This is a genomic window from Pseudomonas lopnurensis, assembly GCF_015070855.1.
Lineage (GTDB): Bacteria > Pseudomonadota > Gammaproteobacteria > Pseudomonadales > Pseudomonadaceae > Stutzerimonas > Stutzerimonas lopnurensis.
The window spans coordinates 20,662-45,590 of record NZ_JADDIX010000092.1; the positions used below are offsets into that span (position 1 = coordinate 20,662).

The window sequence follows — 24,929 nt, forward strand, 5'->3', positions numbered from 1 at the left end:
GGCTGCGAGGGGCGCTCGTGTCGGATCGAGCGGCAGACCGGCCGCATGGCTGCCATAGTCATGGTTATGACCACCGCGACCTTCCGTTTCTACCAGCAGCTCAACGCCTTTCTGCCTGCCGACCATCGTGGGCGGGATATCACCTGCAGCTGCGCCCGGGCGGCGACCACCAAGCACATGATCGAAGCACTGGGTGTGCCGCATACCGAGGTCGAATTGCTGCTGGTCAATGGCGAGCCGGCCGGCTTCGAGCGGCTGATCGCCGACGGCGACCGGATCGCCGTGTATCCCACATTCGCGTCGCTGGACATCGGCGGCATGCGCCGCCTGGCGGATCGGCCGCCCGGTACGCCGCGCTTCGTCGCCGATGCCCACCTCGGCGGGCTGGCGCGGCTATTGCGCATGGCCGGCTTCGATACGCTCTACGACAATGCCTTCGAAGACGGGCCGATGGCCGAACTGGCGCTCCGCGAGGGGCGCATCCTGCTCACGCGGGATCGCGAGCTGCTCAAGCAGCGCAACGTCACCCATGGCTGCTTCGTGCATGCACTCAAGCCGGCGATGCAGCTGCGCGAACTCTATGAACGGCTGGAGCTGGCCGCCGAGGCGCGGCCGTTCAGCCTGTGCATGAGCTGCAACGCACCGCTGCGGGAGGTGGACAAGCAGACGGTGCTCGACCGGCTGCCGCCGCGGGTGCGCGAGCTGCATCAGCGCTTTCTGATCTGCGACTGCTGCCAGCAGGTCTACTGGGAAGGCTCGCACTGGCGCGACATGAGCGCATTGCTGGATTCGCTGGGCCGAATGCGCTGAAAGCCCCCTGTCACGTCCGCTCGCAGTTGACCATCCAGGACACGCCGAAGCGGTCGGTGAGCATGCCGAAGCGTTCGGCCCAGAAGGTCCTTTCCAGCGCCATCACCACCTGGCCGCCCTCGGCCAGCGCCGCGAACAGCCGCTCGCCCTCGGCCACGCTGTCCGGGCTGAGCGTGATCGAGCAGCCCTTGATGCCTTCGTAGGGGCCGCCGCCACAGGTGTCGCCGGGCAGGGTGTCGGAGGCCATCAGCAGGTCGTCGCCCAGCTTCAGGCTGACGTGCATGATCCGCTCGCGGTGCTCGGCGGGGAATTGCTCGGCGTCCGGGGCCTGGGCGAAGGTCATCATTTCCAGCGTGCCGCCCAGTGCCTGCTGATAGAAGGTGAAGGCCTCGCGGGCTTGGCCGTCGAAGGTGAGGTAGGTGGAAATTTTCATGGAAGTCTCCGTAGTTGGAGGTTGTCGGGTGATCCGCTCGCATGCTCGCAGGGAATCAGCCTAGACGCGGCGCAAGGAATTTCCGCGGGTGCCGATCATTGGTCGAACGGACGGATGGTGAATCGACAGGGAGGGATTTTTTCCGCTGAAAGTGGGCGCGGCTGTTGCCCGTTTTCCATGGGAACGAGGTGGCCTGGAACAGCACGCGAGGTAGCCTGGAAGAGCTTGCGAGGCGGCCTGGAGGAGCCGCGAGCAGCCTGGAAGAGACGCGTGGAAAAGGCTTCGCCATTTTCCACCCTACGCTACTGCAGGCGGTAGCGCGTCAGCTCCCGGGGCGTCAGGACCTGCATCCGCCAGGGTTCGATCCGCTGCATGTCCTTCGCCAGGCTGGGGTGCACGCCCATGTCGCGGAAATAGGCTTCCGGCGTTCGCCGTGGCCGCTGGCCCCTGGCCAGGGCCGAGTCGCCATTGGCCAGGTAGGGGCGGTGCAGGCCGACATGGCCGCGAATGGATCGCTGGCGGCCGGCCGCCAGCAGATAGATGCAACTGCCCTGGCATACGGCCGACTGCGGCACCAGCGCCTCGAAGCCGGTCTCGCGCAGCAGGTAGCCCATGCGCATGGCCTCCGGCGCGCTACCGCCGATGTTGTCGAGAATCAGCAGTTTGCGGGCATGTCGGCCGGGGTGGGCGGTAATGCCCGCGAGCAGCGCTTCGTAATCGCCCGGTGCGATCTGCTCGGTCACGCGGGCCACCAGCACCTGGCCATGGGTGTCGTGCTGCATCTCCAGGACCGTCACATCCGCCTGCGAAAGGCAGGCATGGAACGCCAGGGCACAGCAAATGACGAAACGGAGCATCGAGCGGTCGGTCCTGTGGGAAAGAGCTGGCGAAGATAACCGCAGCGCGGCATTTCGCCTACTGCCATCGTCCCGACGCTGGCGCTGCAAGGGGAGGCCAGGCAGCAGGCGCCGGGGGAAAGCTGCACTATGCTCAACGCCGTGGGGGCGAGCCGTGCTGCGGCCGGTGCTCGTCCTGGCGTTCCGAACAATCACAAGGAGTCAATCATGGGGTTGGTCCTCATCCTGCTGGTGCTGATCGCATTCATCGTGTTTTCCACGGTGCGCTGGAAGCTGCATCCCTTCCTCGCGCTACTGGCGGCAGCCATCCTCGCCGGCTTCGCCTACCGGGTACCGATCGCGGAAATCCTCACGACGGTCACCACCGGCTTCGGCGGCATCCTCGGCTACATCGGCATCGTCATTGCCCTGGGCACCATCATCGGGGTGATTCTCGAGCGCTCGGGCGCGGCGATCACCATGGCCGAAAGCGTGATCCGGCTGCTGGGCGAGCGCTTCCCGACGCTGACGCTGTCGATCATCGGTTACCTGGTCTCGATCCCGGTGTTCTGCGATTCCGGCTACGTGATCCTGAACTCGCTGAAGAACGCCCTGGCGGCGCGGATGAAGGTCTCGGTGGTGGCCATGAGCGTGGCGTTGGCCACCGGCCTGTACGCCACCCATACCTTCGTCCCGCCCACCCCGGGACCCATCGCCGCGGCCGGCAACCTGGGGCTGCAGGGTTCGCTGGGGCTGGTGATTGCCGTCGGCCTGGTGGTGTCGGCGGTGGCGGCGCTGGCCGGGCTGCTGTGGGCCAATCGTTTCCTCAAGTGCGACGATCGCGAGCTGCTGGACGAAGCCCCCAGCGAGCTGCTCGCCGAAGAGGTGGATTTCGACAGCCTGCGGGCCCGCTATGGCACCCTGCCCAGCGCCTGGCAGGCCTTCGCGCCGATCTTCGTGCCGATCGTGCTGATCTGCGTCGGTTCGGTCGCCGCGCTGCCCGGCAGACCGCTAGGGGAAGGCGTGCTGTTCTCGGTGCTGAGCTTCATCGGCCAGCCGGTCGCCGCCCTGCTGATCGGGCTGGGATTCGCCTGCACGCTGCTCAAGGGCGAGAACAAGCGCCAGCAGTTCCATGACCAGGTCGCGGCGGGCATCGTCTCCGCGGCGCCCATCCTGCTCATCACCGGTGCCGGCGGCGCCTTCGGCGCCATGCTCAAGATCACCCCGCTGGGCGATTATCTGGGGCAGAGCCTGTCGGCGCTGGGGATCGGCCTGTTCATGCCGTTCCTGGTGTCCGCCGCGCTGAAGACCGCGCAGGGGTCCACCACCGTCGCCCTGGTGACCACCTCGGCGATGGTTGCGCCGCTGCTCGGTAGCCTGGGGCTGGACAGCGAGATGGGCCGGGTGCTGACGGTCATGGCCATCGGCGCGGGCGGCATGACGGTTTCCCACGCCAACGACAGCTTCTTCTGGGTGGTCTCGCAGTTCAGCCGGATGAAGGTCTCCACCGCCTACCGCGCGCAGACCATGGCGACCCTGATCCAGGGTGTGACGGGCATGGCCGTGGTCTGGCTGCTGGGGCTGGTGCTGCTCTGAGGCGTTCGGTTCAACGCCGCGCCGGGCCAACGAGGCCTGGCGCAGCGCGTGTATGGCCCTGTCAGCGGGATGTGCCTGCGGACAATGTCCTGATCATCGCCACGCTGAGGTAGAGCCGTGGCGCGATGCTCGACAGCTCGATGTATTCCTCGTCCGAATGCAGCCCGGCGCCGACCACGCCCATGGTTTCCAGCACCGCCGGCTTGTCGCTGCCGGGCAGGTAGGCATAACCGGCGTCGGTGCCGAAGCGCATGGCGATCGGTTCGATGCGCTTGTCGATCTCGCCATAGAGCTGCTGCGCGGTTTCGGCCAGGCGCTCCGAGCCCGGGTTCTTCGCCAGCGGCGGCCGGCCTTTGTCGATGCGCAGTTCGACGGCCGTATCCCCGATCAGTTTTTCTTCGATGATGCGCTGGCCATCGGCGAGTACCCGCTCGGTCTCGCTGAGGTCGGAATAGCGCATGTCCGCCTCGGCGCTCGCCCTGCTCGGAATGATGTTGCGCTTCTCGCCGCCTGCGATCATGGTCCAGTTCACCGTGGTGCCCTTGTCCGGATCGCCGAGGTCCTTGAGTCGCACCAGTTGGTGCGCCAGCTCCGTGATCGCGTTGCGGCCGTCCTCCGGCGCGGAACCGGCATGGGACGACTTGCCCTTCACCTCCAGCATCAGCGCGTTGATGCCGTTGGTGGCGGTGGTCACCGCATCGCGATCAGGCGGTTCGTAGGAGAAGACGTAGTCATGCTTGCGGGCCAGTTCGGCGATGATCTTCTTCGAGCCGGCCGAACCCATTTCCTCGTCCGGGTTGAACAGCACGGTGATCGTGCCGTAGTCATCGAACTGCTGATTCCGCAGCAGCTCGAGCGCATGCAGGATCATCGCCACGCCACCTTTCGCATCGGCCACGCCGGGGCCATAGGCGCGCTGTTCGTCCATGCGCAAGGGGCGCTCGGCCGCGGTGCCTTCGGCGAACACGGTGTCGTAATGCACCATCAGCAGGAAATTCGTGGTACCCGAGCCTTTCAGGGTGCCGACGATATTGTCGCCGGCAGACGGCGTTGCCGGGCGGGTGCCGACCTCGGCACCCAGCGCTTCGAGACGCTTGACCAGCATCTGGCTGACCGTGGCCAGTCCTTTTTCCTGCCCGGTGCCGGTATCGATGGCGACCAGTTCCTTCAGCGTTTCCAGATAGGGCTGGCGTTCGGCTTCGGCCTGCCTGAGCAGTTCGCCGGGCTCGAGGTCGGCGGCGAGAGCGGAGCAGGCGAACAGGCACAGGGCGATTGTCGCGGCGATGGGTGAGCGTCGAGCGTGCATGACGGGGCCTCGGATCACGTGGATGGTGAGGGTGAGATACCCCTGCGGTGCGCAACGTTCCGAAGTGGATGCGTGGGGAATGCAGCCAGCGCGGGCGGACCGGTGCTCGAAAACGAGCAGTTGTCCGGCTCCGCCAGCCGGTTTCGATCCCGCCGTTGCGGACCTGCTCGTCGCCTTGCAGCCCTTCGGCAACCGCCTGCTTGGCAATGGCAACACGAAACGGGCCAGGCCGTCGAAAATCAGCCGCCCCGGCTGGTGCGCTGCACGACATAGAAGGCGGCGAACAGCGCGTTGCCGCCGAAGGCGAAGATCACCCGGTTGGTGTGGGTCGGCCGGATGCGTCAGAAGCTGGTCCTGGGCAGGTCGAAATCGAATGCCGGCCAGACCAGTTGGGCGGCGATGAATACGTCCGATCCGGCGACAATGCAAAAACATTGCACTGTCGCGGCAGTATCTTTCATTGTCGGCCTTCGCTGGCGTGCGGCTAGCATGGGGACCTGCCCATCCGTTGCGGGCGAAGCGGACACCATCGGCCCCTGAACAACTGGCCGACTGGGTGGAGAGCGGGCTGCTGAAACAAGGAGAAGAACATGACTGCGGAATCGTTGGGGATCGAGCGTGAGCGGCTGATCGAAGCGCTCGATGAGCTGCTGAGCGCGGAGCGGGCCGGGGCGCAGGTCGCCAATGCCAGCCTCAGGGAGGCCAGGGGAGAACTGCAGCGCAGCGTGCTGGCGCAGGTGCATCGTGGCGAAGCCGACAGCTGCCGGCGGCTGCGCGACTGCCTGGTGCTGCTCGGCGCCGAGCCCGGGCGCGAGCGCGGCGCCTTCTATGAGAAATGCATGGCGCTCGCCGACCTGGGCGAGCGCCTGGCGCTGGTCGATCGTGGCCAGAAATGGGTGATTCGCAAACTCGAGGCGCTGCTCGAGCAGGTTACCCATCCGCAGATTCGCCAGCAGCTCGAAGCCGTGCTCGAGACCCATGAGATCAACAGCGAAGACTATGCCGCCAAGGCGCAAGAGCTGCGTTAGCCGCCGTCGCGATCAGCGGGTTCCCAGCGGGACATGATCGCCCGCAAGCGGGCTCCTACAGGTGATTGCGGCAGGGCCACAACCGCGAAAGCTGGCCGCACCTGGCAGGGCATGCGCTGTTCACCAAAGCATGCAACGGCACACATCCATGTAGGAGCCCGCAAGCGGGCGAACGCGCTTAACAGGCCGATCTCATCTGGAGCGAAGGTGGTGTCCGTCTCGCGCATGCCCAGACGCACGCGGCGCATGCGGCAAATGGGCCGCGGTCGCTTTCGCGCCACTGACGCAGGCGCAACCGCGCGGTCTCGATCATTTCTCTTCCCTCCGTCTTGGCTCCCCGGCCAACCTCCAGCTATGGTTCCGCTTTCCCGCCTACCATGGAGATGCCCGGTGTCCCTGACCACGCCCTACGATCCACAGAACATCTTCGCCCAGATCATTCGCGGCGACGCGCCTTGCTACCGGCTCTACGAGGACGACGACGTGCTCGCCTTCCTCGATCTGTTCCCGCAATCCTTCGGCCATACGCTGGTGATCCCCAAGCGTTCGGCCGCCTGCAACATTCTCGACGTGGACACCGAGGCGCTGTGCAAGGTGATGGCCGTGGTGCAGCGCCTCGCCCGCGTGATCGTCGACGAATTGCAGCCGGACGGCGTGCAGATCGCACAGTTCAACGGCGCGCCGGCGGGGCAGACGGTGTTCCACATCCACATGCACATCGTCCCGCGTTATGCCGGCGAGGGGCTGGACATCCATGCGGCGCACAAGGCCGCGCCGGCCGAGCTGGAGAAGCTGCAGGCACGGCTGGTGCAGCGCCTCGGGGATTGAACGGCGGCCGGCCTCAGCCGCCGGCCAGCTGCGTCAGGGCATGCAGGACGAGGCCGACCAGACCGCCGACCAGCGTGCCGTTGATGCGGATGTACTGCAGGTCCTTGCCGACGCTCTGCTCCAGTTGCGTCACCAGTTCGCGGCTTTCCCAGTTCTCCACCCGTTCGGCGATGTAGTGGCCGATCTGCCCGCGGTAGCGCTCCAGCAGCGTCGGGGCGGCGTTCATCAGCTGTTCGTTGATCCAGCCGCGCATGGCGCTGTCGGCGGCCAGCGCGTCGCCGAGGCCGCGGCAGAGCGTGACGATACGCCGGCCAATGCGCGAGTCGTCGCTGGCCAGGTCCTGTTCCAGCCAGCCGATGAGTTCCTGCCAGAGGCTCTGGAAGTAGGCGCCGGTGGCCGGATGTTCCAGCAACTGGGCGAGGATGCGCTCGACCTCCAGGGCGTACTTCGGGTCGTGCCCGAGGCGTTCGATGTATTCGCCGACGTGTTCGTCGAAGCGTTGGCGGATGAGGTGCTGGGGATCGGCGGCGACTTCGGCGATCAGCGCCGAGAGGCCGTCGACGAACTTGTTGGCCGACCAGCCGCCCACCGGCTTGCTCAGGCCCAGGTAGCGCAGGGTGCGGAGTTCCGCGGTGATGGCGTCGGCGACCAGTGCGCGGGTTTCCTCGTCCTGCATGATCGAGTCGAGGCGCACCAGCAATTCGTCGAGCATCGCCTGATGACGGCCCTGGCCGGTCAGCACCTGCAGCGCCTGGGCCAGCGGTGGCGCAAGGTCGAACTTGCGCAGGCGGTCGATGGCCTTTTTCTGCACGAATCCCCGTACGCGCTCGTCGTGCAGCGCGGCGATGCCGAAATGCGCCACGCCGGTGAGCTGGCGGCCGACGGCTTCGGCGTTGGTCGGATGGCGCAGCCAGCCCGCCAGGCGTCCGGCGAGGTCGAGTTCCTGCAGCTTGGCCAGTACCAGCGGGGTGGCGAGAAAATGCGTGGTGATGAAGGTCGACAGGTTGCGGCCGATGCGCGCCTTGCTGCGCGGGATGATCGCGGTATGCGGGATCGGCAGGCCGAATGGGTGGCGGAACAGCGCGGTGACGGCGAACCAGTCGGCGATGGCGCCGACCATGGCGGCTTCAGCGAACGAAGCGACATAACCCCAGGCCGAATGCCTGTCTTCCATCACGGTGGCCAGGGTGTAGAGCAGGGCGGCGAGCAGCAGCAGGAGGCCGGCGACCAGCTTCATTCGCGAAACCGGCGATTGCCAGGCGCTGATCAAGGATCGCATGCAGGTCCTCGTCGTCGATGGAGGGCGAATGGAGTGTTCTACGGGGATAGACAGCGAAGCAAGGCCATCAGGTCGGCGCGTGCATTAAAGCGCTGTAGGGTGGGCTTCAGCCACCGTTGGCGTTGCGACCCGTTGGTGGGGCTGAAGCCCACCCTACGGCTGATCATGAAGCCGTAGGGTGGATGTCGCTTTCACATCCACCGGGTCGCCCGGTGAATGTGATCGCAGACGGTGGATCAGAGCTCGTCGTCTTCCTCGCGGATCAGTACGTACTGGCCTTCGGCGTCGTTCAGGCAGTCCCAGACATAGAACATCGAGACCTTGCCCGGGCCTTCCGTGACGGCGGCGTAGTCGCCCGGTACGGCAGTGAAGTAGACGCCGGAATCCGGTGCCGCCTGACAGGCGATGCGGGCCGTGACGAAGGCTTCGGGCGAGGTGCCGTCGAAGTAGTCGTCACGGTCCTTGGCATCCCATTCCAGCGGCGGCTGGAAGGGGCCGGTGATGAGGATGCGTGCATCTCCGAGGTCCTGCTCTTCCGCTTCCGCGTCGTATTCGTCGGGGCGGTACAGGGTGCATTCCAGGGCGTCCGGGTTTTCGAGAATGGCCGCGCGGGATTGTGGGGTGAGTAGCTGCATGGAATCTCCGACTGCGGTTGGGTGGAAACGGCAGTGTGGTGTAGGCGGCGAGCCTGTGCAAACGGCTATCGGCGAGCCGCCACTGCCAGGAGGCGCCGACGGGGCAATTTCCTTCAATAACGCCCGCGTCGCGCGCCGTAGCCTGCTGCCGGTCTATCGATTGGAAGCAGAGCTTATGGACCCTTATCTTTCCATGGCCGCCTTCGCCCTGGCGTCGTCGATCACGCCCGGGCCGGTCAACCTGGTGGCGCTGAATTGCGGGGCGCGCTTCGGCTTTCGTGCCAGCGTCCGGCATATCTCGGGGGCGACGGTCGGTTTCACCGTCTTGCTGCTGCTGATCGGCCTGGGACTCTACGCGTTGCTGGAACGCGCGCCCATGCTGATGCGCGGCATCCAGTGGGGCGGTGTCGGCTTCCTGCTGTACATGGCCTGGCGCCTGGCAGTGGACGATGGCCGGCTCGAGCCGGCACGGGCGGGCGGCGGCCCGTCGTTGCTCGACGGCGCGCTGATGCAGTGGCTCAATCCCAAGGCCTGGCTGGCGTCCGTGGCGGGGATGGGGTTGTTCGCTGCGGATGGCGATGTGCTGCGGGTCTGGCTGTTCGCCGGCCTGTACTTCCTGGTCTGCTACGCCTCGATCGCCTGCTGGGCCTGGGCGGGGACTTGCCTGAGCCGTCATTTGCAGCAGGCCGCGCGGGTGCGCTGGCTGAATCGGACGATGGCACTGCTGCTGGCTGGCAGCGCCCTGTACCTACTGGCGGGGTGAACCGGGGGTACGGTACTGCCCGGGCGTCGCTGCCAGCTGGCGCTTGAAGGTGCGCTGGAAGTGCGCCTGGTCGGCGAAGCCCGCGGCCAGCGCCACCTCGGCCAGCTCGCGGCCCTGCCTGAGCCAGTGCTGGCTGCGCTGGATGCGGCGGTTGAGCAGGTAGGCGTGCGGCGTCATGCCGTAGTGCTGCTTGAACGCGCGGATCAGATAGGACGGCGACAGCCCCGCGGCCTGGCAGATGTCTTCCAGTCTGGGGTCGCCGGTGCAGTTGTCGGCGATGTAATCGGCGGCACGCTGCAGCCGGCGTAGCGGGGCGACGGCCGGAGTCGTCGGGGCTGGGGCCAGGGTCTGCTGCAAGCGGGAGAAGAACTCGATGGCAACGCTCTGCTTGTGCAGGGTTTGCGTCTGCGGGTCGAGCAGCGTGGCGTAGAGCTGCGTCAGGCCGGCGAACAGCGCCGGGTCGCGGCTGAGGATCGGCGAGTATGGCGTGAATGCGCCATCGACGCCGGCACCCAGCTCGTTCTGCAGCGCGCCGAGCCAGCCGGCATCCACGTAGAACATCAGGTAGGACCAGGGCTGCCCGTCGATGGGGTTGCAGGCATGTACGGCCTGCGGATTGACGATCACCACCGCGCCACGGTCGAGCCGCTCGCGCGCATCGCCGTTGAAGTAGGTGCTGCAACCCGCGGTGATCGCGCCGATCGAGAAGGTCTCGTGGCAATGCGGCGCATAGCAGACCTTGCGCCCGTCGGCGACCGCGCGGGCCTCGATGAAGGGCAGGGCGGTATCGCGCCAGAAGCGCGGCTGGGTACTGTCATGTCCGGTGGTGTTCACGTCCTTTCTCGGCCATCGTCGGTGGAGGTTCGCGCACTCTAGCAAGCCTGCGCACGTGATGGGCAACGACCGTGTGGACGGAGCGGCGAGGCGATCCGGCTCGATCGGCGGCGGCTTCGGCGGTGCCGTCCGTTCACGACAGGCCGGCGTACATCGTGCGTGGCCGCTCGCGGTCTGCTAAAACCTGTCAGGGCAACGCCGCGCGCTTTCGCGGCGATCGACATGGAGTTTCTATGCGTTCGATCCTGGCCCTGGCCTCGCTGCTGTCGCTGACCGCCTGTTCGTCCTGGCAGCCCGACCCGGAGGACATCACGCCGGTGCCGGAGGAGCGGCTGCTGGCCTACCAGCAGCCGCTGGAAAATGCCGGCGAGGTGGTGGTGACACGGGATTTCGGCCTGCGCGGCGGCGGTTGCTATATCGCCGTGCTGATCGACCGCGAGCTGGCCGCGCGGATTCACGTCGGCGAGGTGGTTCGCTTCCAGGTGCCGGCCGGGGCGCGGATCGTCAGCATCGAAACCGACCCGCTGGACGACACGCTATGCGGCAAGCTCAGCCTGCGCCGCGAGAAGCTGGCGCAGGTGGCGGCGGGGCAGGCTGTGGAGTTTCGCATCATCAGCGACAACCAGATCGGCTTCGACATCCTGCCGATCGAGCCCTGAGCAGCGGCGAGGGCGTCGGATGGCGGGACGAGGTATGCCGAAGCCTACTCGATAACCGTTCGTGCGGTTTTCAGGTAATCGCTGCCGTAGGCTTTCAGCTCGTCGGCGTTCCCGGCTTCCGAGGCGAAATGGATTTCCTCCAGGGTGTCGGTCAGCCCGTCCAACTCCTCGTTGATCCTTTCCAGCGCGGCCTGGAGGGTATAGGTGAGCGCGTGGATTTCCCTCATCCGTTCGGGCGTCAGTTCCTGGGCAAGGGCCTGGTCGAGCCGCTGGTTGTACTCGGAGAAGCGGCCGACCGCCTCGGCCAAGGTGCTGGGCGGCCCGGCCTCGGCGAAGGCGACGGTGGCGATGCTGACGGTCAGCGCCAGGGCGGCGGTCTGGATGCGCAGGTTCACGACAGGTCCCTTGCTGGAAAATGTGGGACGCGAAGGTATCACCTACCGATCCAGGCACTGTTGCCGTAGCGCACAGTCTGCGCTGCGGCATTGGTCGCAGAGTCCGTTCTACGCTGCCTTGGGAATTTCCAGGCCGCGGATCACCGCCGGACGGGCGAGGAATTCTTCCAGCACGCGGTTCACGTTGGTGAAGTGCTCGAAGCCCACCAGTTCGCCCGCCTCGTAGAAGCCGACCAGGTTGCGCACCCAGGGGAAGACGGCGATATCGGCGATGCTGTAGGCGTCACCCATGATCCACTGGCGGTGTTCCAGGCGCTGTTCGAGCACGCCGAGCAGCCGTTTGGCTTCGTTGGCGTAGCGGTCACGCGGGCGCTTGTCTTCATAATCCTTGCCGGCGAATTTGTGGAAGAAGCCGAGCTGGCCGAACATCGGGCCGATGCCGCCCATCTGGAACATCAGCCACTGGATCGTCTGATAGCGCTGGGCCGGGTCCCGCGGCAAGAGCTGGCCGGTCTTCTCCGCCAGGTAGAGTAGGATCGCGCCGGACTCGAACAGCGGCAGCGGACGGCCGTCCGGGCCGGTGGGGTCGATGATCGCCGGGATCTTGTTGTTGGGGCTGAGCGAGAGGAATTCGGGCGAAAGCTGGTCGTTGCGCTCGAAGTCCACCCGGTGCGCTTCGTAGGACAGGCCGATTTCCTCGAGCATGATCGAGACCTTGACGCCGTTGGGCGTCGGCAGGGAATAGAGCTGCAGGCGCTCGGGGTCGTGGGCGGGCCATTTGCGGGTAATGGGGAAGGCGGAAAGGTCTGGCATCGGAACTCCCTGGAATGCTGCTGAAGGTCGTGGATTGGAGTCGTGTCGAGGTGTGCGGTTTCCTGGCGAAAACTGCGTTCGTTCGTGCGTCCTGTCCAGCCCCGGAATCTTTCGGCTCATCCGTCGCGCCACTTTTTGCCGCTCGATCGCTCAAGAGTCGCGACGCCCAGCCGATAGTAAAAATGCTTGCCGACACTGCGCCGGTACGGCTGCGCAAGCGCTCTATTTCCGGGGATTCAACAACAAGGCGCCCCCTCCGCTCACCTCGAGCGGCTGAATGCAACGACCCGCAACGGGATTGAGTGATGGATCACGCTGGCCGTTCCAGGCCTGGCACGAAGCCTCCCGAAACGATACGCCTTTGATCGCCAACTGCCGACCGTGGAATCCGGCAACCCATACGGAAAAAGAACCAATGATGCAGCAACTGACTATTCGAGCCCGGCTCCTGCTTCTGGTCGCTGCGATGCTGGTGGCCTGCGGGGTCATCGGCGTGACCGGTCTGTACGCCCAGCAGCGCAGCATCGCCGGCCTCGACACCGTCTATCTGGACCGGGTGGTGCCGCTGCGCGACCTCAAGCTGATCTCCGATCTGTACGCGGTGAAGATCGTCGATGCCACCCACAAGGCGCGCAGCGGCATGCTCAGCTACAGCCAGGCGCGAGACGAAGTGCGCGAGGCGCGGGCCGGGATCCGCCATATCTGGGCCAACTACCTGGCAACCAGCATGGCCGATGCCGAGCGCCAGGCGGCTGCGAACATCGAGACGCTGATGAGCGCCGCCGACGATCCGCTCGACGGCCTGGAGCGCACGCTGGATCGTCACAGCGAGAAGCGCCTGGCCGCCTTCGTCATCAACGACCTCTACCCATTGATCGATCCGCTGTCGGCCGGTTTCGGTGGGCTGATCGAACTGCAGCTGGCCGAAGCCAAGGCCGAATACGACAAGGCGCTGGCGCTCTACCAGCAGAACCGCGCGCTCGGCATTGGATTGCTGCTGGCGTTGCTGATCGGTGGCGGCCTGTTCGCGGCGGTGCTGGTGCGCAGCATCAGTCGCCCGCTGAACGAGCTGAAGCAGGCCGCCGCCTGGGTGGCTGCGGGCGACCTCAGCCGTACCCTCGAATGCCACGGGCGTGACGAGATCACCGAAGTGCAGCAGTCGATCCGGCGGATGCAGGGTACCCTGCGCGACACCCTGACAGACATCCAGGGCTCGGCCACCCAGCTGGCGTCCGCCGCCGAGGAACTGCACGCGGTCACCGAGCACACCGCCCAGGGCATCCACCAGCAGAACGAGGAAGTGCAGATGGCCGCCACCGCGGTCACCGAAATGTCCGCCGCGGTGGACGAGGTGGCCGGCAACGCCAACCGTACCTCCGAAGCCTCGCGCGAGGCCGAGAAGGTCGCCGAGGCCGGGCGCCGGCAAGTGGCGGTCACCCGCGAGACCATCGACCAGCTCAGTGGCCGGCTGGGCGAGACCGCCGCCACCGTGACCCGCCTGGCCGAGGAGGCGGCGAGCATCGGCCAGGTGGTCGACGTGATCCGTTCGATCGCCGAGCAGACCAACCTGCTCGCGCTCAACGCAGCCATCGAGGCGGCACGCGCCGGTGAGGCCGGACGCGGCTTCGCGGTGGTCGCCGACGAGGTGCGCAACCTGGCGCAGCGCACCCAGAGCTCGACCCGGGAAATCGAGCGGATGATCGGCGCGATCCAGAACTCCACCGAGCAGTCGGTGCGCGAGATGCAGCAGAGCAGCGAATTCGCCACGCGCAGCCAGACCATGGCCAGTGAGGCGGACCAGGCGCTGGGCCTGATCGCCGAACGGGTCGGGCAGATCAACGAGATGAACCTGGTCATCGCCAGCGCCGCGGAGGAACAGGCCCAGGTCGCGCGCGAAGTGGACCGCAACCTGGTGGCGATCCGCGATATCTCCGAGCAGAGCGCCACCGGCGCGCAGCAGACCTCGGTGGCCAGCGACGAGCTGGCGCGCCTGGCGACGCAGCTGAATCGACTGGTCGGCCGCTTTCGCCTGTGACAGGGCCTATGCGCCTGGCGAGGGCTGCCCGCTGGGCGCCGCCTTCAGCGCCGGCGGGCCTGCCACCCGGTCCGGTGCGTGGCTGCCGCTCTTATGGCTGGCCGGCCGGGGCGATGTGCTTGTCCTTCCTCGGCGAGGACCGCCCAGTACGTAGGGCGGGTGCAACCCGCGGATCATGGCGCTGGGGACTGGTCCGCTCGGCGGGTTACAACCCGCCCTACTTGCTGCGATCACCGCGAGGGTGGGCCTATAGGGCAACCCGCCCGGAACTCTCGTTAGCAAGCGGAATAATGCGCGTCCGCGGCGAACCTCGGCGCGCGATTGCCTTCCTATGTTCGGATCCGTCCTTTCTTCCCGAACCGACGAAGGAGTCGCTGCGTGAAAACAGCCCTGCCCATCCTGGCGTTCGCCGCCGGCCTTGCCCTGACCCTGCCAGCGCAGGCCGAAACCCGGACGGCCTACGGCCCGCAGCTGGAAGGCTTCAGTTATCCGCATCCGCTGCAGCATTACCGCTTTTCCTCCCAGGGCAAGGCCCTGGACATGGCCTTCATGGACGTCGCGCCGAAGGGCGAGGCCAACGGCCGCACGGTGGTGTTGCTGCATGGCAAGAACTTCTGTGCGGCGACCTGGGAGCGCACCATCGAGGTGCTCAGCGAGGCCGGCTATCGGGTGATCGCACCCGACCAGGTCGGTTTCTGCGGCTCGACCAAGCCTGAAGGCTACCAGTTCAGCTTCGCCCAGCTGGCGCATAACACCCAGGCGCTGCTGCAGGAGAAGGAAATCGAGCGGGTGACGCTGATCGGCCACTCCATGGGCGGCATGCTCGCCGCGCGGCTGGCGCTGAACTATCCGCAGCTGGTCGAGCAACTGGTACTGGTCAACCCCATCGGCCTGGAAGACTGGCAGGCCGAAGGCGTGCCCTATGCGTCGATCGACCAGCTCTACCAGTCGGAACTCAAGACCGATTTCGAGAGCATCAAGGCCTACCAGCAGAAGTTCTATTACAACGGCAGGTGGAAGCCGGAGTACGACCGCTGGGTCGGCATGCTCGCCGGCATGTACGCCGGGGAGGGCAAGCAGCGAGTCGCCTGGAACCAGGCGCAGACCTCGGAGATGGTCTTCACCCAGCCGGTGATCCATGAATTCCCGCGTATCGGCATGCCGACGCTGCTGCTGATCGGCGACCTGGACCGCACCGCGCCCGGCGCCAATCGTGCGCCGGAGGACGTCGCGCAGCGGTTGGGCAATTATCCGGAACTGGGGCGACAGGCCGCCTCGATGATTCCCGAGGCGAGCCTGGTGGCCTTCGAGCGGCTGGGGCATTCGCCGCAAATCGAGGCGCCCGAGGAATTTCACCGGGCTTTGCTCGATGGGCTGGCGACGCAGCGCTAGCGGCGGCCCACCCACCCAACATCCGGTGACGAACCGTTGGGTTGAGCTGCGAAGCGGCTATGCCCAGTGGCTCCGAAGCCGAGGTTGTGTGATGGGCTTACGTCCCGTTGGGCTTCGCTGCGCTCAACCCAACGTTCTAGTTAGTGTGTTAACTCACTGGGCGTTATGTTGTAGGAGCCAGCTTGCTGGCGATCATCGGCAATGGTGGCCGGGATCGCCAGCAAGGGCCAGGCGTCCCCCAGGCTCCTACGCTCGAAAGGCGCTTGCGCTTCTCCCGCGTCGCGGCAACGCATGGATAAAGCGAATTCCAAGACAGTCCACTAGCCACGTTTCGAGATGTCGGCGATGGGCGGCTGCTCCGCGCCCAGTTGCTGTCCGCTGGATTCGAGCAGCGCCTGCAGCGCGCTGCCATAGGCCTGGCGGGCGATGCGCAGGCTGTTGTTGTGGCTGGCGCCCTCGACCAATAGCAACTGCTTGGGCTGCCGCGCCGCATCGAACAGTTGCTCGCTGAAGCGTACCGGCACGTAGCGGTCGTCGGTGCCATGCACCACCAGCAGCGGCATGCCGATCCGGTCGATCTTCTCCAGCGAGTCGAACTTCTGCGACAGCAGCCAGCGCACCGGCAGCGTGGTGTCGGCCACTACCGCGGCGACATCGGCAAGCGAGGTGAAGGTGGATTCGATGATCAGCGCGCGGGCTTCGGCCGGTGTGTCGTCGCGTTCGGCGTTGCGTCCGAGTTCGGCGGCCAGGTCGACCGCCACCGCGCCGCCGAGGGAGTGGCCGTAGATGAAGCGCTTGTCGGCATCGGGCTGCAGGGCCTTCAGCCGTTCCCAGGCGATGCGCGCATCCTCGTAGACGCTGCGCTCCGACGGCAGGTCGCCGAGGCTCTGGCCGAAACCGCGGTAGTCGATGGCCAATACCGAAAAGCCCAGCGCGCGCAGTTGCTCGAGGCGGAACAGGTGGCCGGTGAGGTTCCAGCGCACCCCGTGCAGATAGAGCAGCGCCGGGGCATCGGCGCGGGCGGCGGGCCACCACCAGGCATGGATGTTCTGTTCTTCGCCGAAGGCCGGCGCGGTGAGCTGCAGCTCCTCGATACCGCTCGGCAGGCCGCTGAACCAGGTCGCGGTACCGGGCTCGATGCGGAATACCAGCTCGCGCTCCTTCTGCTCGAGCACGGCGCAACCGACCGGCAAGCCGGCCAGCAATGCGGCGACGAGCAGCAGGCACAGCCGGCGTGCTCGGCTGCAAAACAGGGGGAAACGCTGCATGCTGTCGTGACCTCGCAAGCGGAAAACGTTGGTGTCGCAGGGCTGAATACCGGCCGGCGTCGGGAGGCGATCTGCCGAGACGCGTAGCGTCGCCGCCCAGCCTATGCCGAGGCGATGTCTGGCACCGATAATCGCCCATTTCAAGGTGCGGGCCGCGCACCGTCCGGCTCAGGCGCGTGTGCTGCGCGCCTCACGTCGGGACCGTGCACGGAACTGGACGCGGTGCTTGCTTATGCACCTGAATAAGACCTGCCAGCATGATTGTTCGCAAGACCGGCCGCCGAGCGGCTGGTTACTGCATATTGCGCGCCAGCGCCTACGGTCGCCGGGGCGCTGGCGACAGGAGGGCGGTCAGATGCGGAACTGCCTGGCCAGCCCGTCCAGGCGCTGCCCCAGTTGCTCCAGGTCGCGCGCGGTCCGTGCGCCCTGCTGGGTCTGGTCGGCGACCTGGTCGACGGAGACGGCGATCAAGTGCACGCTGCGGCTGATTTCCTCGGAGACGCTGGTCTGCTCTTCGGCGGCGCTGGCGATCTGTGCGTTCATCGCGTTGATGGTGCCGATCAACTGGGCGATCGCATCCAGCGAGACGCCGGCGAGGTTGGCTTGTTCGCTGCTGCTTTCGCCGGCTTCGCTGGAGCGGGCCATGGCGCCGACGGCAGTGGCCGTGCCCTGTTGCAGGCGGTCTATCATGCCCTGGATTTCCTGGGTGCTCTGCTGGGTACGGCTGGCCAGCGCACGGACTTCGTCGGCGACCACCGCGAAACCGCGCCCGGCTTCGCCAGCGCGGGCCGCTTCGATGGCCGCGTTGAGCGCCAGCAGGTTGGTCTGCTCGGCAATCGAACGGATCACGTCGAGCACGCCGACGATGGCGTCGACGTCCTGGCGCAGGCTGTCCATGGAGGTGCCGCTGGTGCGGAGGTCGGCCACCAGTGCGTGGATGCGCTGAATGCTCAGCTCCACCACCTGCTTGGCTTGCTGGCCTTCCTTGTCAGTTTGGCGCGCGGCATCCGCGGCGTTCTGCGCGCTTTGGGCGACTTCCTGGGCGGCGGCGGACATCTCATGGATGGCGGTGGCCACCTGGTCGGTCTCGTGGCGCTGCTGGGCCATGGCGGTTTCCGAGCGCTGCGCCTGCGCCGCCACCTCGCTGACCAGGCCGGTCAACTGGGTGGTGACTTCCACCATCTGCCGCACCATGCCGTGGATCTTCTCGACGAAGCGGTTGAACGAGTTGGCCAGCTCGCCGATCTCATCGCGGCTGGTGATTGCCAGGCGGTGGGTGAGGTCGCCTTCGCCGGCGGCGATATCGTCGAGGTTGTCCTTCATGCGTTGCAGCGGGCGCAGGATCGAGTTGCTCAGCGCCAGGCCGGCAACCCCGAGCACGGCGAGCATGATCGCCGCCAGTACCAGGGTGCTGGTGACGATAGCCTGGATGCGGGCCTGGATCTGCGCCTCGATCTTGGCGACCTCGGCATCGATGTTGTCGATATTGATCGAGGTGCCGATGGCCAGGTCCCATTTGGGCAGGTAGTGGTTGTAGGACAGCTTGGGGATCAGCACGGCGTCGTTGCCCGGCATCGACGAGTAGTATTGCAGGTAGTGGGTGCCGTCCTTGGCGGCGCGCACCAGGTCGGCATTGATCGGTCGGCCCTGCTGGTCGCGGCGCTCCTTCATGCTGGTACCGACGCCATCGGGGTTGGTGCCGCGAAACAGCCGGATGATTTCCGAATCATGGCCGTAGAAGTAGCCGTCACTGCCAAAGCGGATGCGCGACAGCCGCTCGATGGCCTCGGCGCGTGCGCTCAGGTCGCCGTCGGCGGCGTTCTGGTAGAGATCGTCGATGGCGGTCAGCGCCACCTCGACGTAGTGCCGCAGCTCCTTGCGGCTCTGCTCCAGCAGCTGTTCGCGGGTATAGGCGATCTCCGATTCGGCGCGATCGGAGAGGATCTTCGCCGTGCCGCCGCAGAGCACCAGGGCGAGCAGCAGCACCGGCATCAGCGCCAGCAGGATCACTTTCTTCTTCAGAGAGATGGACATCGCAAGGGCCGTTAGTCGAAACAAGTCCTCCTAGAGCGGCCGAATGGCGATAAACCTTAATGCTTTAGTCGTATTCAGTTGGGTTTTGTGCGCTCAGTCACAGCAGCTGACACCATCGCCGACCGTGCACTCTTTCGTTTCACGCAGCTTCCACGCCCAGGCGAACACCAGCAGGCCACCCACGGCGGTCGCCGCGCCGATGTAGCCGGTGGAGGTCCAGCCGAAACCGGCGTTGATCGCCAGGCCGCCGAGCCAGGGACCGAGCGCGTTGGCGATGTTGAAGGCGGCGTGGTTGGAGGCGGCGGCGAGGGTCTGGGCGCCAGCGGCGACGTCCATCAGGTGCGTCTGCAGCGCCGGCGACAGCGACACCATGGTGCCCACCGCGAACACCGCGGGAAAGATCGTCCAGGCCGAATGCGCTGCCAACGGGAAGACCAGCAGCACCAGCGTGCTCCACAGCAAGAGCCAGGCGACGGCCTGGAAGCGCAGCCTGTCGAACAGCCAGCCACCGACCATGTTGCCGACGATGCCGCCCAGGCCGAAGGCGGCGAGGGCGAAGGGAATCCAGCCGGCATTGACGCGGGTGACCTCCAGCAGCGTCGGCGCCATATAGCTGAATACGCAGAACATCCCGGCAAAGCCGATCGAGCTGATCGCCAGCGCCAGCCATACCTGCGGCCGGTTGAAGGCGCGTACCTCGTGTAGCGGGCTGTTGCGCGGCTCGTGCCGGTTGCGCGGCAGGAACAGCGCCACCAGCAGCACCGTCAGCAGGGCGATGGCGCCGACCAGAACGAACGCGTAGCGCCAGCTCAGCCACTGGCCGAGCCAGGTGGCGAGCGGGTTGCCGATCAGGATCGCCAGGGTCAGCCCCATCAGTACGCGGGCGACCGCCTGGGCGCGTTTGTCCGGCGCCACCATCGAGGCGGCCACCAGCATCGCCACGCCGAAATAGGCGCCGTGGGGCAGGCCGGTGACGAAGCGGAAGGCCATCAGCGCGTGGTAGTCCGGCGCCAGCGCGCTGGCGAAATTGCCGACGGCGAAGAAGCCCATCAGCAGCAGCAACAGCTGTCGGCGAAACAGCCGCGAACCGAGGATCGCCAGCAGCGGTGCGCCGACCACCACGCCGAGGGCATAGGTACTGATCACATGCCCGACCTGCGGCTCGCTGATGCCCAGACCCTGCGCCACGTCCGGCATCAGGCCCATGATCGCGAACTCGCCGGTGCCGATGGCGAAGCCGCCCATGGCCAGGGCCAGTTCGATCAGCAGCACGGCGCGTGCGCCAAGCGGTGGTGTCGCTGCACTGGCCGGTGCGCTCATGCTCTACCTCGGATCGATTGGTAAAAGGGGGCGGCATTATTCACAGCTTGGCGCTCGGATAAAAGGGGCCGGCGCATCGACGGCGGTCGACGGATGCCTAACTGGAGCATCGCGGCGTTGCTGGCGGTGATCGGCTACCTCTCGCTGGGCGCCCGCCTGTCGGTGATTGACCCGCATCTGCAGCCTGCGTGACGGCAGCGAGAAACCGGTCGGCGGCGACCTCGCCACCCCACAGTCCGACCACGTGGCCGATTCGGCGCGCAAGCTGGTGACCGCGTCGGGCAGATGACCGTGGCATCGAAAGCATCGGCGCGCACCGTCGCCGAACTGGGCGAGCGCTCCGGGCAGATCTTGGCCATCATCGGAGTGTTCGTCGATATCGCCGCCCAGCTGGCTTCGATACCCCCGGGCATGATGACGGCTCCGCTTCATGGCCGACCGTTTCGCCGCCAGGCGTGCCGGCGCAAGGGATATATCGGGCTGTACCGGCAACTCGCTGCACGAGTGTTCTAGTAAAAATCATCTCCGGCGGGCAAGGTGGCAGGACAATGATTCGAAGGCCTGCCGCCCATGCCCGAACAGCTCGTCCTGCATTGCCGCGATGGTTACCCATTGGCCGCCCAGCTCTGGCGCCCGACTGGACAGGAACGCGGCGCCGTCATCATCAGCAGCGCCACCGGCGTGCTGTCGCGCTATTACGCCCGTTACGCCGCCTTCCTCGCCGAGCATGGCTATGCCACGCTGATCTACGACTACCGGGGCATCGGCGGCTCGCGCCCGGCGCGGCTGCGCGAGCTGAAGATGCGTTGGCGCGACTGGGGCGACTACGATTTCGACGCCGCCGTGCGCTGGATGCGCCAGCGCGACCCACAGGGCCTGCTGGTGGCGGTGGGGCACAGCGTTGGCGGCTTCATGCCGGGTTTCGCCGAGGCGGCGCCGTTGGTCGATCGCTATCTCAACGTCGCCGGCCAGTATGCCTACTGGCGCGACTATGCCGCCGAGCAGCGGTTGCGCATGCTCGGCAAGTGGCACCTGTTCATGCCCGCCGTAACGCGTTTGTGCGGCTACTTTCCCGGACGCCGGCTCGGTTGGCTGGAAGACCTGCCGGCCGGCGTCGCGCTGGAGTGGGCCGGGCGTCGCGAACGGCTGGAGCACAGCTATCCGGTGGACGAGCGCGACGAATTGCTCAGGCGCTTCGCCGCGGTCCGGGCGCCGATCCTCGCGGTGAGCACCAGCGACGATGAATTCGCCACGCCGGCGGCCATGCGTCGCGGGCTCGGCTATTACCGCAACAGTCCGCGCCAGCGGGTGCAGCTCAGCCCGGCGGAACTGGGCTTCGAGCGCGTCGGCCACTTCGATCTGTTCCATGACCGCCATCGCCAGGGATTCTGGCGCTCGACCCTGGACTGGATCGGCGAAGGCCGCAGCCCCTGGACGCCGGCCGAAATCGCCGGGCCGGGCATGCCGATGGGAACGGCGGTGCGATGACACCGGGCGCGGCCATTCCCTTCGTCGCGTCGTCGAGCTATAAGCCTGGCCATGAACAAGACCGCCATCCACCGCCAGATCATCGCCACCCTCGAAGCCGACCGGCAGATCGCCCAGGCCGCGCTGGCCGCCTCGCACGAGGCCGCTACCCATGCCGAGAGCAAGGCCGAGAACAAGTACGACACCCGCGCACTGGAGGCCGCCTACCTGGCCGACGGCCAGCGCCGGCGCCTGCATGAGATCGAGACGGCGCTCGCCGCCTACCGCAACCTGCAGCCTGGCGCATGCCAGGATGGGCGTATCCGCGTTGGCGCGCTGCTCTGCCTGGAACACGACGACAGCGAGCGCTGGTTCTTTCTCGGCCCCGATGCGGCCGGGCTCAAGGTGCAGCATGAGCACCGCGAGACCCTCGTCATCTCGCCACGCGCGCCCCTCGGCTTGGGGCTGCTGGGACGCGAGGCGGGCGACGAAATGGAAATCCGGGTGAACGGCCGGTTGCAGTGTTTCGTGGTGCTCGGCGTGGAATGAATGTTGGGTGGGGCGCCTCAGCGGAACGCCGCCCGACCGAACCTACCAGCCGTTGCACGTTGGGTTGAGCGCAGCGAAGCCCAACGGCCCTGGCGTCAGGCATGAATTCGACGCAGCGATCAATCCGCCGCGCGTGACGTCCTGGTGCGCGGGCCGGTCGCCTTGCGCGGTGCGCCGCTGCGTTTTTTCTTCCACGGCTTGCCGCCACGCCCGGCTGGAATTGCCGGGCCGCTGATGGTCAGGCGCAGGCCGGCGCAGCGTTCGACCAGCTTGCTCATCCAGGCCGATTGCTTGGCGACGAACTCCTCCAGCGGCATCTCGCCGCTCTGCACCATGTCCAGCGCCTGTTCCCAGATCGCCGTGGTGCCGGGGTCGGCGATCGGCTTGGGCACGGCGTCAATCAGACTGAAGGCGGCCGGGGTGGCCGCCAGCGCCTTGCCCTGCTTGATCAGGTAGCCGCGATCGAGCAGGCCCTGGATGATGCCGGCGCGGGTCGCTTCGGTGCCGATGCCGGTGGTGTCCTTGAGCTTCTGCTTGAGGCGCGGATCGTCCACCAGCTTGGCGACGTTCTTCATCGCCTTGATCAGGTCGCCTTCGGTGAAAGGCTTGGGCGGCTGGGTCCAGAGGTCCTTCATGGTCAGGTCGTGGACCGCGCAGTCCTGCCCCTCGCACAGCGCCGGCAGGCTCTGCGGCGCGGGCGCTTCGCGAGCGCCGCGGGATGCGGCCAGGGCCTCGGGCAGCGCCCGTTTCCAGCCCGGTTCGACGATCCGCTTGCCCACCGCACGCAACGCCTGGCCGGCACAATCGAAGTCGGCCTGGGTGCGGTCGTATTCGTGGTTGGGCAGGAACTGCGCCAGGTAACGCGCGCGGATCAGCGTGTAGACCGCACGCGGCTTGCCCGCCAGGCGGTCGAGGCCCTTGGCTGCGACGGTCGGGATGATGCCGTGGTGGGCGCCGACCCTGGCATCGTTCCAGGCGCGGGATTTGCGCCGGGTATCGAGGTGTTCGAGCAGGGGCGCCAGTGCCGGATCGGCCTGCGCCAGGGCGGCGACGATTGCCGGCGCCTCGCCGTGCTGGCTCAGCGGCAGGTAGCCGCAATCGCTGCGTGGGTAGGTGATCAGCTTGTGCGTCTCGTAGAGCGCCTGGGCGATGTCGAGGGTTTCCTGGGCACCGAGGCCGAGCTTCTTCGAGCACACCTCCTGCAGCGTACCCAGGTCGAACGGCAACGGCGGGGCCTCGCGCAGGCGTTCGGTCTTCAGCTTCGTCAGCCGCGCGCTGGCGGCCGCGCGCATGGCATCCGCCGCCTGCTGCGCCAGCTCGCGGTCCAGGCAACGGCCCTGGTCGTCGCAATGCGCGTCCGCTGCGCGCCACTGAGCGATGAAGGGCACGCCATCGCCGAGCAGCGTGGCGTCGATGGCCCAGTAGGGCACCGGGACGAAGTCGGCGATGCTGCGGTCGCGGTCCACCACCAGGCGCAGGGTGGGCGTCTGTACGCGCCCCACCGGCAACACGCCCTGGTAGCCGGACTGGCGGCCGAGCAGGGTGAACAGCCGGCTCATGTTCATGCCGATCAGCCAGTCGGCCCGCGAGCGGCCGAGCGCGGCATGGTAGAGGTTGAAGGTCTCGGCGCCCGGCTTGAGCGCGGCCAGCGCCTTGCGGATCGAGGCGTCGTCCAGCGCCGATAGCCACAGCCGGCGGATCGGCCCGCGGTAGCGGCAATGCTCCACCAGCTCGCGGGCGATCATTTCACCTTCGCGGTCGGCGTCGGTGGCGATCACCAGCTCACTGGCCTCGCCGAGCAGGCGCTTGACCGCCTTGAACTGGCTGGCGGTCTTCGGTTTGACCAGCATCTTCCAGCGCTCGGGCACGATGGGCAGGTCGGCCAGCACCCAGCGCTTGTAGCGCACGTCGTAGGCATCCGGCGGGGCGGTTTCCAGCAGATGGCCGATGCACCAGGTCACCGTCGCGTCCGGACCCTGCAAGCAGCCATCGCCACGCCGGTTGGCGCCGAGGACCTTGGCGATGTCCTTGGCCTGGGAAGGTTTTTCACAGAGGAAGAGCCGCATGCTTGCCGTCATTCGATCGTCGCGATGGCATGAAGCATGTGCACAAACGTGCGTTCAGGCAATCATTATCTGTATATCCATACAGATAAATCGCCCGGCCTGAAGAATCTTGAGCGTGATCAAGTCCGTGAGGGGCCACATTGCCTAGGCTGTCGCTACCGCAAACAGGCGCCGGGGCACCGAGATGGCCAAGAAGTTTCCGCTCAATCCCACGCATCCCGAACGCGTCTGCTGGGGCTGCGACCGTTACTGCCCGGCGACTTCGCTGGCTTGCGGCAACGGCGCCGGCCGGACCATGCACCCGGTGGAGATGTTCGGCGAGGACTGGTACCTGGACGGCTCCGGGGAAATCGAGCCGGAACTGATCGCCAAGTCGCGGGGCGAGCCATTCTGATGGTGCCATCCACGGCGCTGCACGGCTTTTCGTAGGGGGCGCTGGCGATTGCTCCGTGCGGCCACGGATCGCCGGCAGGCCGGCTCCTGCAAGGGCAAGGTGCGCTCCTGTAGGAGCGAGCCATGCTCACGACCGCGGGCGCGGCGAAGCCTTGCCCGCGCGTCTGCCGGGTATGAACGCGGATTATCC

General features: G+C 66.7%; 22 protein-coding genes and 5 pseudogenes. 13 read left to right on the forward strand and 14 right to left on the reverse strand.

The features are described 5' to 3' along the window. The first annotated feature begins 66 nt into the window (after positions 1-66). The gene (locus IN820_RS19085) at positions 67-810 is read left to right on the forward strand and encodes a Mut7-C RNAse domain-containing protein (protein ID WP_193682592.1); all 744 of its coding nucleotides are present in this window, start codon (positions 67-69) and stop codon (positions 808-810) included. Between the two features lie 10 nt (positions 811-820). Here the strand turns inward: IN820_RS19085 and IN820_RS19090 are convergent, their stop codons facing one another. Both IN820_RS19090 and IN820_RS19095 read right to left on the reverse strand, forming a co-directional pair. Continuing rightward, positions 821-1,243 (reverse strand): VOC family protein, encoded by a 423-nt coding sequence (locus IN820_RS19090; RefSeq protein ID WP_193682473.1) that lies wholly within the window; start codon positions 1,241-1,243, stop codon positions 821-823. A gap of 302 nt (positions 1,244-1,545) precedes the next feature. After that, a complete protein-coding gene (locus IN820_RS19095; RefSeq protein WP_193682474.1) occupies positions 1,546-2,100 on the reverse strand; it encodes a COG3904 family protein in 555 nt (184 codons plus the stop codon). A gap of 207 nt (positions 2,101-2,307) precedes the next feature. On the opposite strand from IN820_RS19095, the gene IN820_RS19100 reads away from it, so the two are divergent. Continuing rightward, positions 2,308-3,675: a GntP family permease gene (locus IN820_RS19100; protein WP_193682475.1), complete on the forward strand. Its 1,368-nt coding sequence runs from the start codon at positions 2,308-2,310 to the stop codon at positions 3,673-3,675. 61 nt (positions 3,676-3,736) lie between these two features. Here IN820_RS19100 and IN820_RS19105 read toward each other — a convergent pair whose 3' ends face one another. Next, entirely contained in the window at positions 3,737-4,981 is a 1,245-nt protein-coding gene (locus IN820_RS19105; protein ID WP_193682593.1) for a M20/M25/M40 family metallo-hydrolase, read from the reverse strand. Positions 4,982-5,194: 213 nt separating this feature from the next. Further along, a pseudogene (locus IN820_RS19110) lies at positions 5,195-5,397 on the reverse strand (cytochrome C oxidase Cbb3); the annotation flags it as partial. A gap of 174 nt (positions 5,398-5,571) precedes the next feature. Here IN820_RS19110 and IN820_RS19115 point away from each other — a divergent pair. Then, complete coding sequence (locus tag IN820_RS19115) at positions 5,572-6,009, forward strand: DUF6306 domain-containing protein (protein WP_193682476.1); 438 nt, start codon at positions 5,572-5,574, stop codon at positions 6,007-6,009. Positions 6,010-6,399: 390 nt separating this feature from the next. Further along, positions 6,400-6,837, forward strand: a complete 438-nt coding sequence (locus tag IN820_RS19120) for an HIT family protein (RefSeq protein WP_193682477.1) — start codon at positions 6,400-6,402, stop codon at positions 6,835-6,837. 13 nt (positions 6,838-6,850) lie between these two features. On the opposite strand, the gene IN820_RS19125 is transcribed toward IN820_RS19120, so the two are convergent. Both IN820_RS19125 and IN820_RS19130 read right to left on the reverse strand, forming a co-directional pair. Next, positions 6,851-8,116: a DUF445 domain-containing protein gene (locus IN820_RS19125; protein WP_193682478.1), complete on the reverse strand. Its 1,266-nt coding sequence runs from the start codon at positions 8,114-8,116 to the stop codon at positions 6,851-6,853. 236 nt (positions 8,117-8,352) lie between these two features. Beyond that, entirely contained in the window at positions 8,353-8,751 is a 399-nt protein-coding gene (locus IN820_RS19130; protein ID WP_193682479.1) for a hypothetical protein, read from the reverse strand. Between the two features lie 175 nt (positions 8,752-8,926). On the opposite strand from IN820_RS19130, the gene IN820_RS19135 reads away from it, so the two are divergent. Next, positions 8,927-9,514, forward strand: coding sequence for a LysE family translocator (locus IN820_RS19135; RefSeq protein WP_193682480.1), 588 nt, complete (start codon positions 8,927-8,929; stop codon positions 9,512-9,514). Here the strand turns inward: IN820_RS19135 and IN820_RS19140 are convergent. Further along, positions 9,500-10,348: an AraC family transcriptional regulator gene (locus IN820_RS19140; RefSeq protein ID WP_193682481.1), complete on the reverse strand. Its 849-nt coding sequence runs from the start codon at positions 10,346-10,348 to the stop codon at positions 9,500-9,502. The two genes, IN820_RS19135 and IN820_RS19140, sit on opposite strands and share 15 nt — an antisense overlap. A 233-nt stretch (positions 10,349-10,581) precedes the next feature. Here IN820_RS19140 and IN820_RS19145 point away from each other — a divergent pair, with 233 nt between their 5' ends. Next, complete coding sequence (locus IN820_RS19145) at positions 10,582-11,007, forward strand: 3-isopropylmalate dehydratase (protein WP_193682482.1); 426 nt, start codon at positions 10,582-10,584, stop codon at positions 11,005-11,007. A 44-nt stretch (positions 11,008-11,051) separates the two neighbouring features. On the opposite strand, the gene IN820_RS19150 is transcribed toward IN820_RS19145, so the two are convergent. Together IN820_RS19150 and IN820_RS19155 are read right to left on the reverse strand one after the other, a co-directional pair. Further along, on the reverse strand, positions 11,052-11,402 hold the full coding sequence (locus IN820_RS19150; protein ID WP_193682483.1) for a DUF6746 family protein: 351 nt from the start codon (positions 11,400-11,402) through the stop codon (positions 11,052-11,054). 108 nt (positions 11,403-11,510) lie between these two features. Then, positions 11,511-12,215, reverse strand: a complete 705-nt coding sequence (locus tag IN820_RS19155) for a glutathione S-transferase N-terminal domain-containing protein (RefSeq protein WP_193682484.1) — start codon at positions 12,213-12,215, stop codon at positions 11,511-11,513. A 418-nt stretch (positions 12,216-12,633) separates the two neighbouring features. On the opposite strand from IN820_RS19155, the pseudogene IN820_RS23040 reads away from it, so the two are divergent. The 3 genes and pseudogenes from IN820_RS23040 to IN820_RS19165 form a co-directional block, all read left to right on the forward strand. Further along, positions 12,634-13,395, forward strand: a pseudogene (locus IN820_RS23040) (MCP four helix bundle domain-containing protein); the annotation flags it as partial. A gap of 51 nt (positions 13,396-13,446) precedes the next feature. Further along, positions 13,447-14,250: pseudogene (locus tag IN820_RS23045) on the forward strand (methyl-accepting chemotaxis protein); the annotation flags it as partial. A gap of 378 nt (positions 14,251-14,628) precedes the next feature. Next, positions 14,629-15,642: an alpha/beta fold hydrolase gene (locus IN820_RS19165; RefSeq protein WP_193682486.1), complete on the forward strand. Its 1,014-nt coding sequence runs from the start codon at positions 14,629-14,631 to the stop codon at positions 15,640-15,642. Positions 15,643-15,962: 320 nt separating this feature from the next. Here the strand turns inward: IN820_RS19165 and IN820_RS19170 are convergent, their stop codons facing one another. The 4 genes and pseudogenes from IN820_RS19170 to IN820_RS19180 form a co-directional block, all read right to left on the reverse strand. Continuing rightward, positions 15,963-16,910 carry an alpha/beta hydrolase gene (locus tag IN820_RS19170; RefSeq protein ID WP_193682487.1) on the reverse strand — a complete coding sequence of 316 codons (948 nt, stop codon included), beginning with the start codon at positions 16,908-16,910 and terminating at the stop codon, positions 15,963-15,965. A gap of 351 nt (positions 16,911-17,261) precedes the next feature. Continuing rightward, positions 17,262-17,756: pseudogene (locus IN820_RS23050) on the reverse strand (methyl-accepting chemotaxis protein); the annotation flags it as partial. 363 nt (positions 17,757-18,119) lie between these two features. Next, positions 18,120-18,944: pseudogene (locus tag IN820_RS23055) on the reverse strand (cache domain-containing protein); the annotation flags it as partial. A 93-nt stretch (positions 18,945-19,037) separates the two neighbouring features. Then, positions 19,038-20,264 carry an MFS transporter gene (locus tag IN820_RS19180; protein ID WP_193682489.1) on the reverse strand — a complete coding sequence of 409 codons (1,227 nt, stop codon included), beginning with the start codon at positions 20,262-20,264 and terminating at the stop codon, positions 19,038-19,040. A 285-nt stretch (positions 20,265-20,549) separates the two neighbouring features. Here IN820_RS19180 and IN820_RS23115 point away from each other — a divergent pair, with 285 nt between their 5' ends. The 3 genes from IN820_RS23115 to IN820_RS19195 are packed head-to-tail and all read left to right on the forward strand — an operon-like array spanning position 20,550 to position 22,280. Next, entirely contained in the window at positions 20,550-20,777 is a 228-nt protein-coding gene (locus tag IN820_RS23115) for a hypothetical protein (protein WP_193682490.1), read from the forward strand. Between the two features lie 57 nt (positions 20,778-20,834). Next, positions 20,835-21,752, forward strand: coding sequence for an alpha/beta hydrolase family protein (locus IN820_RS19190; protein ID WP_193682491.1), 918 nt, complete (start codon positions 20,835-20,837; stop codon positions 21,750-21,752). Positions 21,753-21,803: 51 nt separating this feature from the next. Continuing rightward, on the forward strand, positions 21,804-22,280 hold the full coding sequence (locus IN820_RS19195; RefSeq protein WP_193682492.1) for a GreA/GreB family elongation factor: 477 nt from the start codon (positions 21,804-21,806) through the stop codon (positions 22,278-22,280). Positions 22,281-22,399: 119 nt separating this feature from the next. Here the strand turns inward: IN820_RS19195 and IN820_RS19200 are convergent, their stop codons facing one another. Continuing rightward, positions 22,400-24,346 (reverse strand): DNA topoisomerase III, encoded by a 1,947-nt coding sequence (locus tag IN820_RS19200; RefSeq protein WP_193682594.1) that lies wholly within the window; start codon positions 24,344-24,346, stop codon positions 22,400-22,402. A 184-nt stretch (positions 24,347-24,530) separates the two neighbouring features. On the opposite strand from IN820_RS19200, the gene IN820_RS19205 reads away from it, so the two are divergent. Then, a complete protein-coding gene (locus IN820_RS19205) occupies positions 24,531-24,740 on the forward strand; it encodes a DUF3079 domain-containing protein (protein ID WP_193682493.1) in 210 nt (69 codons plus the stop codon). The last annotated feature ends 189 nt before the right edge of the window (positions 24,741-24,929 follow it).

Bases quoted from the DNA above. Each gene is read 5' to 3' on its own strand.
- IN820_RS19085 (WP_193682592.1), top strand. From the start codon at position 67: ATGACCACCGCGACCTTCCGTTTCTACCAGCAGCTCAACGCCTTTCTG.
- IN820_RS19090 (WP_193682473.1), bottom strand. From the start codon at position 1,243: ATGAAAATTTCCACCTACCTCACCTTCGACGGCCAAGCCCGCGAGGCC.
- IN820_RS19095 (WP_193682474.1), bottom strand. From the start codon at position 2,100: ATGCTCCGTTTCGTCATTTGCTGTGCCCTGGCGTTCCATGCCTGCCTT.
- IN820_RS19100 (WP_193682475.1), top strand. From the start codon at position 2,308: ATGGGGTTGGTCCTCATCCTGCTGGTGCTGATCGCATTCATCGTGTTT.
- IN820_RS19105 (WP_193682593.1), bottom strand. From the start codon at position 4,981: ATGCACGCTCGACGCTCACCCATCGCCGCGACAATCGCCCTGTGCCTG.
- IN820_RS19115 (WP_193682476.1), top strand. From the start codon at position 5,572: ATGACTGCGGAATCGTTGGGGATCGAGCGTGAGCGGCTGATCGAAGCG.
- IN820_RS19125 (WP_193682478.1), bottom strand. From the start codon at position 8,116: ATGCGATCCTTGATCAGCGCCTGGCAATCGCCGGTTTCGCGAATGAAG.
- IN820_RS19130 (WP_193682479.1), bottom strand. From the start codon at position 8,751: ATGCAGCTACTCACCCCACAATCCCGCGCGGCCATTCTCGAAAACCCG.
- IN820_RS19135 (WP_193682480.1), top strand. From the start codon at position 8,927: ATGGACCCTTATCTTTCCATGGCCGCCTTCGCCCTGGCGTCGTCGATC.
- IN820_RS19145 (WP_193682482.1), top strand. From the start codon at position 10,582: ATGCGTTCGATCCTGGCCCTGGCCTCGCTGCTGTCGCTGACCGCCTGT.
- IN820_RS19155 (WP_193682484.1), bottom strand. From the start codon at position 12,215: ATGCCAGACCTTTCCGCCTTCCCCATTACCCGCAAATGGCCCGCCCAC.
- IN820_RS19170 (WP_193682487.1), bottom strand. From the start codon at position 16,910: ATGCAGCGTTTCCCCCTGTTTTGCAGCCGAGCACGCCGGCTGTGCCTG.
- IN820_RS19180 (WP_193682489.1), bottom strand. From the start codon at position 20,264: ATGAGCGCACCGGCCAGTGCAGCGACACCACCGCTTGGCGCACGCGCC.
- IN820_RS23115 (WP_193682490.1), top strand. From the start codon at position 20,550: ATGACCGTGGCATCGAAAGCATCGGCGCGCACCGTCGCCGAACTGGGC.
- IN820_RS19190 (WP_193682491.1), top strand. From the start codon at position 20,835: ATGCCCGAACAGCTCGTCCTGCATTGCCGCGATGGTTACCCATTGGCC.
- IN820_RS19195 (WP_193682492.1), top strand. From the start codon at position 21,804: ATGAACAAGACCGCCATCCACCGCCAGATCATCGCCACCCTCGAAGCC.
- IN820_RS19200 (WP_193682594.1), bottom strand. From the start codon at position 24,346: ATGCGGCTCTTCCTCTGTGAAAAACCTTCCCAGGCCAAGGACATCGCC.
- IN820_RS19205 (WP_193682493.1), top strand. From the start codon at position 24,531: ATGGCCAAGAAGTTTCCGCTCAATCCCACGCATCCCGAACGCGTCTGC.